The following is an 11,428-nucleotide window of genomic DNA, read 5'->3' on the forward strand; positions in this document are numbered from 1 at the left end:
ATGCAATAAAATTGGCAAGTTTCTCGTCACGTTCAAAAAACAGTCTCCCCATCTGCTTTGGCAGTAATATATAAACGCCAAACTATCTCTTCACTAGTGGATGTGCAATCATGCCTGTACGTCAAACTTTATCAAAGCCTGATATCCAACTTTCTTATTTAGAGTGGAACCAAGGTCAAGAACCTTTACTACTGTTACACGGTTTAGGCGACCATGCTCTAGTGTGGTCTAGTTTAGGAAATTATTTAGCGGCAGACTACCACATAGTTGCACCAGATATGCGCGGACATGGCCAAAGTAGTAAGCCTGAGAAAGATTATAGTTTTGAAAGTGCGATCGCAGACCTTGAAGCACTCATGGATCATCTCGGATGGACTTTTGCCCATATTGTAAGTCATTCGTGGACAGGCAAATTAACCCCCATCTGGGCAAGGCAAAACCCAAAGCGTTTGCGGAGTATAATTCTGGTCGATCCAATTTTCATCTGGAAAATGCCTAGCCTTCTCAAGGTAAGTTTTCCCATGTTGTATCGCTTCTTGCCTTTTCTCAAAAGCATGGGCCCCTTTGCCACTCATCAAGAAGCCGAACAACAAGCACGCCAATTAAAGCAATATCAAGGATGGAGTTCCTTACAGCAGCAAGTTTTCCAAGCCGGAATAGAACAAAAACCTGATGGTAGTTGGGGCAGCAAATTTACCATAGCCGCCCGCGACGGTATTTTTGAAGCAGTAATGCAAGTGCCTGGTTTTACAATTCCTCTTAACACCCCCGCCATCTTCGTCCAACCAGAACAAGGACTGAACCGCCAAGATTGGCAAATTAAACCTTACAAAACCTATCTTAAAAACTTACGCATTTGCCAAGTTCCCGGCAATCATTGGCCGTTTTTGACACAACCAGACGCATTTAACCAAACTGTAGCAGCTTTCTTAGCAGAACACAAATAGAAAATCTCATGATTATTTGGACGGGATTATCATCCGGCAACAGAAGAATTAATAGGAGCGATGTCTAGCGACAAACCCTTTTGCATCTACGTTCCCCTTCAAGTACGGATAAGCCAGTCATGAGCCTTTGTATCAATCCCGTTTGCCCTAAACCAAATCACCCGAATAATCATCAAAACCGCTTTTGTCAAAGTTGTGGTTCCCATTTGGAATTGCTAGGACGTTACCGGGTGACATGCCTGTTGAGCGACAAAACAGGATTTAGTAAAGTTTATGAGGCATACGAACAAGATACCCCTAAAATCCTTAAAATACTTAAAAAAGATGTATCATCCGATGCCAAAGCAGTAGAACTATTTCAGCAAGAGGTAACTGTGCTGGGACTCCTCAAGCATCCCGGTATTCCCAAGGAGGATAGTTACTTCCAGTATCAAACCCGAAATGGTTTAGTGCTGCATTGCATTGCAATGGAAAAAATCGAAGGCTACAACTTAGAACAGTGGCTACAGCAGCAGAGTTACCCTATTTCACAAGAACAAGCTATAGCCTGGTTAAAACAATTGCTAGAAATTTTGGATTTAGTACATGCTAAACAGTACCTGCATCGAGATATTAAGCCATTTAATATCATGGTTCGCTCTCCCCTTGGGAAGGGTTGGGGGAATTTGGTACTGATTGATTTTGGTACTGCCACTGAAATTGGCAGAACCAACCCAGACAAACTCAGCAATGGCGACGGAATGACAGCACTGATGTCATCTGGCTACAGCGCTCCAGAACAAATGAATGGTCAAGCAGTACCGCAATCAGATTTCTTTGCCTTGGGACGCACCTTTGTCTTTTTGCTGACGGGACACCATCCTTTAGATATGTATAATGTCCAGCACAATTTATTGCACTGGCAAAATCATGCCATCCATATCTCACCTTTACTATTGAATTTAATTGATTGGCTAACAGCACCGGATATAAAAAAGCGTCCTGCCAACACTCAGCAAATTTTACAGCGCCTAGAAGAAATTGAAACCCAACTAATAGAAACTAATCCTGAAAATATTAATTTAGTAGAAGATTGTAACGTCGAACAATTGCTACCACCAATTACTCAAACTTCATTGACTCCACATAAACAGCCACAAGAAGTACCACTACTGGCATTTTTTACAGCCCTGTTAGTGATATTAGGATTACTTAGTATAGTGGCTTTAGCAACACGGACATCAAAATTTACTGGGATGCAAAATTACGAACAAGCTCCCGAAAAAAAAGGTAAGATTGATTATTTTCCTTATCAAGAAGGTAGGGATAGTCAGGGAAAGGTAGCCGAATTTAATATAGCTATTTTATCAGTAGAATATAAATGGCTTTTAGGTAGCAATTTTCAAATTAAACATAATGATGAAATTATTAGTTTAGACCTTTTAAAGTTGAACCTAGAACAAGAAGGTATAGAGAAGATAATGGAAGCCCCCAGTGAGATTATCGCTGTAGGTACAGTTTCTTGTAAGGCAGATATAGCAGTTCAAGAACGTATGGCTTTAGAACGTTCCAAACAATTACAATTTTTAGTAAAAAATTTATTTATTAATACACCAAGCGTCAAAAGTTATCGAATATTAAATATAGGACAATTTCAACGGAGTGATTGTCAGGTAAATCAGGATTTAACCAAATATCAGAGAAGTCTTATAATTATTGGAGTTAAAAAAAAATCAGCAGGTTTAATTCTGGATGAGGCATTACGGGATAGGTTACAAAAGAAGCCTTTTGCTGATTTTAAGTTAGAAGATTATTCTTTGGGGTCAGTAGAAAAGTTCAAGACGATACCAAATAATTTGTAACATTTCTAGCAAAATCTAACAGGCATTGCAAATTCTTTGCGCCGATGAGCAATTGAGCCAGTTAGAAACTGTTATGGCTTTTTTACTAGCTTCGTATTAGACAGCGCTTTATAGCGGTTCCCATTCAGATGCGGTGCAAGATTATATCGCGAGGTGTAAGAGGATGTTTGAAAAGTCATGATTGATGTATCAAATATTTTTTACCCCACCCTAACCCTCCCCGATATATTGGGGAGGGAACCGGATTTTCTTATTTCCCCCCTTTATAAGGGGGGACTAAGGGGGGTAATAATTCGATAAAAGAATTACAACATATCACTTTTCAAACAACCTCTAAGGGCACGGCATTGCCCATTGGTGTCAACTTAAGCCAAAACCCTTTTCAAACCTCGTTTCCAGGCTCTGGCTGGAAATGCTGTTCATTGCGGCTCTGCCGCGAGTTAGGAAGGCGGAGCCTAAGAGTAGGCATTCCCAGTTTGAGACTGACAGGGTTAGTCCAGCAAATCGTGAGGTAGGATATATCAGTTCATGCTCCCATTCCAGAGTACCGCTTCAAACCCGCACGCCACAGCAAGCGATTCACACCCAAAAACAATAATATCCAACCTACCATTGACCCAAATCCTCGCCCTATATCTACGGGTAGCCCTACCAAAAGACTCGCAGGAAAATCAATCAAATAAGGAAAAGGTGTAAACATGACTATTCTTTGCACAGGTTCTGGAAAGACCTCTAAAGGTGCTATCAAACCAGATAAAAATAGATAAAATAACAACCAAAAATTTTCTAAAGCGCTAGCCCGCTCTGTCCAAAAGGCGAACATAGCAAAGCTGTACTGAATCGTAAACCGCAAAGCAAAAGCTAGCACCGCCGCCAATGTAAACAGCAAAAATCTACTCAAACTTGGTAACCAAAAACCTTGGGGATAAAGAATAAAAAATAATGCCACTAATAGAAAAGTAAACATTAGTCGAGTAAATCTTTCAGAAATATGCCTCGCAACATGATGCCATACTGGATCGAGTGGTTGTAGCAACTTGGGCGAAAGCTTGCCTTCCAATACCTCTGTTTCAAAGTCCCAAATTACCCAAACAGCAGTGAGTTGCCTAACAATGAAAACCGTGATGAAGTAACGGCCAAAATCCACAGGTGATAGCCCGAACTGTCCGCCTTGTGCCGCCTGTATCCAGATACCCATGAGGATAATCGGCAAAGAACCAGACAAAACCCAAAAGATTAGTTCTGCTCGATACTCAACCGAATAGGCGTAATATACTGACAGTAAAGTTAGAGCTTTTCTAATAATCTTTTTCATTTGTGGTGCATTCTCCTCTTAGCAACTCTATTCCTCGCAGCACTCACTACACGACACCTGCCTGAAAAACTCGTCCAATCACTTCTTCCACGGACGGTTCGGTAACTGTTAAATCAATTACCTCCAAATCCGCCAAAATCTGAGAAACAGTGCGGGTGAGCGCCTCTCTCGAAACCATAAAACGCACTGCTCGCCCTTCTAAGAGTTGCACATCACCATAGGTCATAAGTTTTTCTATCGGTAGAGGTTGGGCTAATTCTATATGGACTTCTCGGTACGGGGCAAAACGTTCCAGCAGTCCATCTAAACTACCGTCATACATCAGCTTCCCCTGATGAATCAACAGCACCCGTTGACACAAAGCTGTGATGTCAGCCATGTAATGACTCGTCAACAGCACTGTAGCCTGATAAAGCTGATTGTACTCGCGCAAGAACTCGCGCACTGCTGCTTGAGCATTTACATCCAATCCCAGCGTTGGTTCATCTAGGAATAATACGTGGGGACGGTGCAAAAGTGCTGCTAGCAATTCTGCTTTCATTCGCTCACCCAAAGATAGCTTCCGTACTGGTTGGGTAAGTTTACCTTCTAAGGAAAGCATCTCTGTTAATTCTCCCACCCGGCGCTGGAACTCTTTATCAGAGATGTTATATACAGCGGCGTTAATTTTTAAAGAATCCAGCGCTGGCAAGTCCCAAATTAGCTGCTGCTTTTGCCCCATTACCAAGGTGATTTTTTGCAAAAATGCTTCTTTACGATGAAACGGAATTTGTCCAGCTACTGAGATTGTACCGTTAGAGGGATGAATCAGCCCCGTGAGCATTTTCAGTGTGGTGGTTTTACCAGCTCCATTTGGGCCCAAAAACCCCACTATTTCACCAGGGGCAATTTCAAAGGAAACGTCTTGAACTGCTTTAATTGAACGGTAGGTACGGCGAAAAAGGTGAGTGATTGTACCTTTAATACCCGGACTTTTAACTGCCACTGGATAAGATTTACTCAAATTTTCAGCAATGATGATTGACATATTTTTTGTATTAGAACCACAGATGTACACAGAGAAAAGTCTGAGCGGCGGCTTCCACCAATCAGAACTTCAAGGTAAACACACATAAATCATTGGTGTTTAACAGTGTTTACAGCAGGAGTTAAGGGAACCGTTCACAGGGTGATCAAAAAAGTGCCCGATATAAAATCACACGGAAACAGGATGAAAACCAGTCTAGATTTGATTTTTTCGGGGTAATTTTGAGTAGGGAAAAGTCCTATACTGGGATGCCAATTGTCTTTTAGGCATTAAGGAAAGTGATTATCTCATACCAGAAATCACCCTTAAGCCTTGTTAAAAATAGCTTTAGACATTTAGGCAAATGTTTTACCCCCGTGAACGGTTACAAATTAGGAGTCATTCAATTTTAGATTTTAGATTTTTCTTTAAATCTAAAATCTAAAATTGGCACAATCGTAAGCAAAATAGGTTTTATACCTGGCTTTATAGTCTAGGCTCTGTACCTCATTCAGTTACAAACTGCTATATGTATCTGTGTTTCCAAATAGGAAAGCAAGAATTTTTGCCAGTGAGAGCGATCATGATTTCCTAGCACAGCATATAGGTTTTACCGTAAACGTCCCGATCGCAATGTACTAATAATTAACCACAAACCCAATAAACTAGCGACTGCAAACAGGGTGGTGCTTAAAAAAGATAGCTGAGTTGTCTGCGCTTTGGTGGAAATAATTGCCGCACCCATAATCAGCGAACCCACTAAAATACTAAAAGATAGTCGGTTAGCTGCATCGTCCATAGTGCGCCGCACGCCATCCAAACCCCGCAGCGATAGATTCCACTGTAAGGTTTCTGAGGTAACTCGGTCTAATAATAGTTCGATTTGGCGAGGAGATTGGAGAGACAGACTTTTAATATCTAAGGCTGTCCGTAATAGCGATCGCACTGGATTATCACCCAGTAATTGCCGACGAAACAAGTCTGTAATTAATGGTTTAACTTCATCAAAAAAGTTAAGCTCAGGGTTGAATGTCCGCGCCACACCCTCTAAATTCGCTAGAGTTTTGGCATACAAACCCATATTACTAGGTAATCTAATTTTATTGTTGCGGGCAACTTGTAAAACTTCATAAATTATCTGACTGAAGTTTATTTGCGTGAGACTGACGTTGTGATACTTTCGCAACATGCGATCGTAATCATTTTCTAACCGCGACAAAATTACTGGTTGAGCAGAATCTGATAGCTGCAAAGTTAACTGAGCGCACCTTTGAGCATCTAAATCAACGATCGCTAACAACATTTCTGTTAATATCTGCTGTGTGCGGGGATCAAGTCTTCCCACCATGCCACAGTCTAAGAGGGCAACACGACCATCTTTGAGATAAAACAAGTTTCCTGGATGGGGATCAGCGTGAAAAAAGCCATCAATATATAGTTGCTGAAAAAATACCCGAAATAACAAAGTAGTTATTTCTTTACGCTTTACATCTGGGTCTTTACCATTATTGTTGTTCTCCAAATCCGCTAACAAAAACGGCACCCCATCCAGCCATTCCATCACCAGTAATTTTTCTGTGGTCAATTCCCAGTTAATTTCCGCAACCACTATTTGCGTAGGATCGTACCAGCGACTTTTAGATAAGTTGCGCCGCAGTTGGTCTGTAAAACCCGCTTCCCGTGTAAAATCTAACTCGGCTTCTAATGCTTTGGTGAATTCTTCGGCGATAGATTTGATTTCGTAGGTTTGCCCAAACTCAGTCCGCGCCACTAAATCGGCAATACCTTGAATTAAAGCAATATCTTGAGCAATAGTAATATCAATTCCCGGACGTTGCACCTTAAGAGCGACTTCTCGACCGTCTATTAATGTGGCTCGATGTGTCTGGGCAATTGATCCCGCCGCTACGGGAATCGGGTTAACTACGCTGAAGGTTTCTGCTAGTGAAAGTTTTAATTCTTTACGGAGGATTATTTCTATCTCTGACCAAGGAACTGGCGGTACTTCGTCTTGTAAAGTTGATAGTTCCTCAATGTAGGCAGCGTTCAGTAAATCTGGACGCGTAGACATTAGCTGACCAAGTTTAACGTAAACTGGCCCCAAGTCTACCAGGATATTTTTTAAAACCGCAGGTGTAGGTAGCTGGGGTTCATCAGCTTTGCCACCAGTAAGTAACCTTCGCATATAGTCCCAGCCATTGCGAAGGAATACTTCCAGAATTTCTCGTTGACGGGGAACAGTTTGGGTGAGGAACATTTTTGTAAAGAACTGCAAAGACGCAGACGAGTTAAAGAGGTAAGCAGCAGGGGATGACAATACAACGGAAGTTGGCTCTAGCTTTGCTACTGGTTAAAGTTTTGCTAGCTGCGCCACAGTCTTGAAATCTTTTTATGGATGATTGTACGGCTTGGTCGAGCTTTTGTTCACTCAGAAGAGTTTTGACGTAATTAGAGCAGGAATCCCCGCCGTGTAATAAGCGATGGGAACAACTAAATCCTTTGAACGGAGAAATATATTTTTGATAGGCAGTAATAGACTCGATTGCCATTGTCTTGGCCAGAGGCTCAAAGCTAATAATGTCCATAACTGTCAGATAGAATAACAGACTGTCAAGTTATAATGGAAAAATAGACTTTTTCGCCTCTGCCAAGGGTTTTAACTTTTATAGCAGGTCAGTAAATCGGGAATCGCTTTGGAGAATTTTTAGGATCTGCTTGATTTCCTGGGTACGTTCTTTTTTGACAACGAGGGTGACATTGCGATCGCGCACAATCACCACATCCTCTAACCCAATAGTAACAACTACATCCTCTGGATTGGAGGCATAAATAATCGCCCCCTGCGTATCCAGTCCTACATGTGTACCGAGTTCTACATTGGGAGTCTCCTCTGTTTTGAGTAAGCGCTCGATCGCATTCCAATCTCCTAAATCATCCCAACCAAAATCAACTGGCAAAACGTATGCTAAAGTTGTCTTTTCCATTAACGCATAGTCTATACTCTTCTTAGGCAACTGGGGATAGATATCAGGACCATGTTGTTCTAAAGGTTCGATAATTTCTGGTGCATGGGTATGTAGTTCTTTGAGAACAACCCCTGCCCGAAAAACGAACATTCCACTATTCCAGCTAAAGCGTCCCGTAGATAAAAAAGTCTCGGCTGTTTCACGGTTGGGCTTTTCAGTAAAACGGTTGACGTGATAAGCTGGCAACTCATTAAATCTACCTATTTTTTCACCTTGTTCAATATAGCCGTAACCGATTGATGGAAAAGTAGGCTTGATCCCCAGTGTAACGATCGCTGCTGTGCTTGCTGCCAGTTGCGTAGCCGCGCTTAATGTGTGTGCAAACGCCTTTTGGTCAGCAATCCAGTGGTCAGCAGGGAAAAAGCCAATAACAGCGTCTTCTCCATAGCGCTGTTTGATTTCTAAACTTGTCCAAGCAACGGCTGCGGCAGTGTCTCTTCCTTCCGACTCGATCAGTAAGTTTTCAACTGGTAGATCAGGTAATTGTTGACGTACCCCTTCAGCTATCTGACTAGAAGTTATTACCCACAAGGAATGCCACCCGCCACCGAGTTCTATCAATCGATCGGCGGTTGCTTGTAATAGACTTCTAGAGCTACCATCAAGACTTAAAAATTGCTTGGGTCGGTCTTTGCGACTCAGGGGCCAAAAACGTTCACCTTTACCACCAGCAAGGATTACGGGGAACAATAAAGTATTCATGTTGTCATACACGCCTACCGAAGAACATTACAAGTTTACAGTGAGCTTTTCCACTGGCAATATTTGTAGCTTGGATTAACATACTTTTAGGGAGTGGTTGAGTGGGGAGATAATTGTGATAAAACAAGTCGAATGGTCGGAAAATCCGCTTGGATCTCAGCAAGTAGCATTTGAAACTGAGGTGCGATCGCAGCAAATTCAACGCCCGGAAAATCAGGTAACGCCTGCACCAGTAGCAGACACACAGGAGGAGATAGAACTAAACCAGCCAGCGAATCCGAACCGTAGCGTCGTCGAATCAGTGGGTGCAATTCCCAATCAGCTTTATGAGAGACTGGGCTTGACCATGCCTCGATGGCTGTTGTGGATCATGACGGTGGTCATTGGCATCATTTTATCTGGGTTACTGGTATCAACGTTAGCACTTTGGACTCCGTTGTGGAGCAATCTAGATCGAACAGATGAAGATTTAGGAACTACTGCTAAAGACGATATAAAAATACCACTACCAGGGGAGTTATGGAGCAAACTCTCCCAGTACCAGCTTTCACGACCGATGAATATTTTAATTATGGGGATTGAACCAGTCAACGGTACTGTTGATGGTTCACCAGAAAGTTTTGCTGGGAAAAGCGACACCATGCTGCTGGTACGGCTCAACCCTAGTGAAAAATCTGTACGGGTGCTTTCCATTCCCAGAGATACGATGATCGCCATCCCAGAAAAGGGAGAAAAGGGATTAACTAAGGTATCTGATGCCAATGCCAAAGGCGGCCCAGTCTTGGCAGCGCGGGTAGTTAGCCGTACCTTAAATAATGCCCCAATTGATCGTTACATCCGCATTTCTACCAGCGGCTTACGGCAGTTAGTCGATCAGTTAGGTGGAGTAGAGGTCTTTGTTCCCAAATCAATGGAGTATAAAGACTCTAGCAGTCGGCTGTCGATTAATTTAGTAAGTGGCTGGCAAACCATCAACGGCGAACAAGCAGAACAGTTTGCCCGGTTCCGCGACCCAGGTTTGGGAGATTTACCGAGAGTGCAGCGTCAGCAAGCACTAATAGCAGCCCTGCTGCAACGCCTTAATAATCCCACCGTCTTACCCAGGTTGCCTCAATTAACTCGCTTAATGCGAAAATATTTTGATACCAACCTGAAGATGGAAGAAATGATGGCGTTGGTGAATTTCGGACTCAACTTGGATCGGGATAATTTCCAAATGACCGTGTTGCCTGGTACGTTTAGCCGTTTTAGCAAAGACCCTGATAGCTATTGGCTGAACATGACTGGACAACAGAGCCTGTTGAATGATTATGTTGGGGTAAATGTACCTGGTCTAAAGCCAGATATGCGCCGGGTTCCTAACCTCAAAATTGCTATTCAAAATGCTTCCAATCAACCTCAGCTAACTGAAAAAGTTATTGCTTATCTCAAACAGAAAGGCTTTACTAATATTTACAAAGTGCCTGATTGGCCAGATACCCAACGTCAAACTCAGATTGTTGTCCAAAAAGGCAACCGACAAGTTGGAGTTGATTTGCAAAAAGTCTTAGGCTTGGGTCAAATCGAGGTGTCGGCGATTGGTGATTTAGAATCTGATCTCACAATCCGCATTGGTAAAGATTGGAAATAAGTTACTAGAGGCGCACAGCTAGCTTTGCGCCTCTACAAATAATAAAGTTATGAAAAAGATTTTACTTCGTTTTTTTGGTTTAATTGTAATTTTAATACTAGCATTTTTGTGGATAATACTTAGTCCAAAACCTGCTTTTGCTCAACTAAATACAATCAACTACAACAATATAAATTTAGAAAATCGTGACTTTTCTAATGCTGATTTGGCAGGTGTGACTTTTGTAGCAGCCGAAATGCGAGGGGCGAATTTCCAAGGAGCGAATTTAACCAACGCAATTCTCACTAAAGGAGTTTTATTAAAAGCAAATCTGGAAGGCGCGAACCTGAGCGGTGCTTTAGTCGATCGCGTGACTATGGATAGTGCTAACCTAAAAAATGCGATTTTTACAGAAGCAACTTTGACAAGCAGCCGCTTTTACGATGCCGAAATTACAGGCGCTGATTTTACAGACGCTTTGATTGACCGTTATCAAGTGTCGCTATTGTGTGAAAGAGCCGATGGAGTAAATTCAATTACGGGTGTGTTAACGCGAGACAGTTTGGGTTGTAAGTAAAGAATCTGTGCGTTGAGCATAAAAACATCGGAGAACAGAAGAAACCTCTACTTATCCTCGCTCCTTTACTTAAGATTGACCGAGAATTGTCAAAAACCAGTTACCTCTAATTACTGCTGGGAATTTCAATCAAAAACTCTGTTCCTTCTCCTGGTTTAGAGGAACATTTAATCTGACCATGATGTTTTTCAACTATTATTTGATAGCTGATAGATAATCCTAAGCGTGTATCTTTACCTGGTGCTTTGGTGATGAAGGGGTCAAACATGTGCGATCGCACCTCTTCTGGAATCCCATGACCATTATTAGCTATTCTAATTACAATCTGGTTATTAACGGCTTGCGTACTAATCTAGATAACTAAAGGTATTATTGGACACGGTTGAAAAAATTTCAAATACCTTT

10 protein-coding genes and 1 pseudogene are annotated in these 11,428 nt (G+C 42.0%); 5 read left to right on the forward strand and 6 right to left on the reverse strand.

Features of this window, described 5'->3' with window-relative positions:
• Positions 1 to 110 precede the first annotated feature (110 nt).
• The 3 genes and pseudogenes from V7K35_RS22785 to V7K35_RS29810 form a co-directional block, all read left to right on the forward strand.
• Positions 111 to 947: an alpha/beta fold hydrolase gene (locus V7K35_RS22785; protein ID WP_335081871.1), complete on the forward strand. Its 837-nt coding sequence runs from the start codon at positions 111 to 113 to the stop codon at positions 945 to 947.
• A 119-nt stretch (positions 948 to 1,066) separates the two neighbouring features.
• Complete coding sequence (locus tag V7K35_RS22790) at positions 1,067 to 2,788, forward strand: serine/threonine-protein kinase (protein ID WP_335081873.1); 1,722 nt, start codon at positions 1,067 to 1,069, stop codon at positions 2,786 to 2,788.
• Between the two features lie 19 nt (positions 2,789 to 2,807).
• Positions 2,808 to 2,899 (forward strand): annotated as a pseudogene (locus tag V7K35_RS29810) (transposase); the annotation flags it as partial.
• A gap of 415 nt (positions 2,900 to 3,314) precedes the next feature.
• On the opposite strand, the gene V7K35_RS22795 reads toward V7K35_RS29810, so the two are convergent.
• The 5 genes from V7K35_RS22795 to V7K35_RS22815 all read right to left on the reverse strand — a co-directional run bounded on the left by V7K35_RS22795 (position 3,315) and on the right by V7K35_RS22815 (position 8,837).
• Positions 3,315 to 4,103: an ABC transporter permease gene (locus tag V7K35_RS22795; protein ID WP_335081875.1), complete on the reverse strand. Its 789-nt coding sequence runs from the start codon at positions 4,101 to 4,103 to the stop codon at positions 3,315 to 3,317.
• A 46-nt stretch (positions 4,104 to 4,149) separates the two neighbouring features.
• Positions 4,150 to 5,130 (reverse strand): ABC transporter ATP-binding protein, encoded by a 981-nt coding sequence (locus V7K35_RS22800; protein WP_335081878.1) that lies wholly within the window; start codon positions 5,128 to 5,130, stop codon positions 4,150 to 4,152.
• A gap of 589 nt (positions 5,131 to 5,719) precedes the next feature.
• A complete protein-coding gene (locus V7K35_RS22805) occupies positions 5,720 to 7,366 on the reverse strand; it encodes an ABC1 kinase family protein (protein ID WP_335081880.1) in 1,647 nt (548 codons plus the stop codon).
• Positions 7,367 to 7,397: 31 nt separating this feature from the next.
• The gene (yidD, locus tag V7K35_RS22810) at positions 7,398 to 7,694 is read right to left on the reverse strand and encodes a membrane protein insertion efficiency factor YidD (RefSeq protein ID WP_335081882.1); all 297 of its coding nucleotides are present in this window, start codon (positions 7,692 to 7,694) and stop codon (positions 7,398 to 7,400) included.
• Between the two features lie 78 nt (positions 7,695 to 7,772).
• Positions 7,773 to 8,837, reverse strand: a complete 1,065-nt coding sequence (locus V7K35_RS22815; protein WP_335081884.1) for a mannose-1-phosphate guanylyltransferase — start codon at positions 8,835 to 8,837, stop codon at positions 7,773 to 7,775.
• Positions 8,838 to 8,952: 115 nt separating this feature from the next.
• Between V7K35_RS22815 and V7K35_RS22820 the strand changes: the two genes are divergently transcribed.
• Positions 8,953 to 10,467 carry an LCP family protein gene (locus V7K35_RS22820; RefSeq protein ID WP_335081886.1) on the forward strand — a complete coding sequence of 505 codons (1,515 nt, stop codon included), beginning with the start codon at positions 8,953 to 8,955 and terminating at the stop codon, positions 10,465 to 10,467.
• Between the two features lie 49 nt (positions 10,468 to 10,516).
• Positions 10,517 to 11,023: a pentapeptide repeat-containing protein gene (locus V7K35_RS22825; RefSeq protein ID WP_334973513.1), complete on the forward strand. Its 507-nt coding sequence runs from the start codon at positions 10,517 to 10,519 to the stop codon at positions 11,021 to 11,023.
• Between the two features lie 106 nt (positions 11,024 to 11,129).
• Here V7K35_RS22825 and V7K35_RS22830 read toward each other — a convergent pair whose 3' ends face one another.
• The gene (locus tag V7K35_RS22830) at positions 11,130 to 11,375 is read right to left on the reverse strand and encodes a sensor histidine kinase (RefSeq protein WP_335082036.1); all 246 of its coding nucleotides are present in this window, start codon (positions 11,373 to 11,375) and stop codon (positions 11,130 to 11,132) included.
• Positions 11,376 to 11,428 lie beyond the last annotated feature (53 nt).

The sequence above is a fragment of the Nostoc sp. genome, assembly GCF_036917275.1.
Classification (GTDB): domain Bacteria; phylum Cyanobacteriota; class Cyanobacteriia; order Cyanobacteriales; family Nostocaceae; genus Nostoc.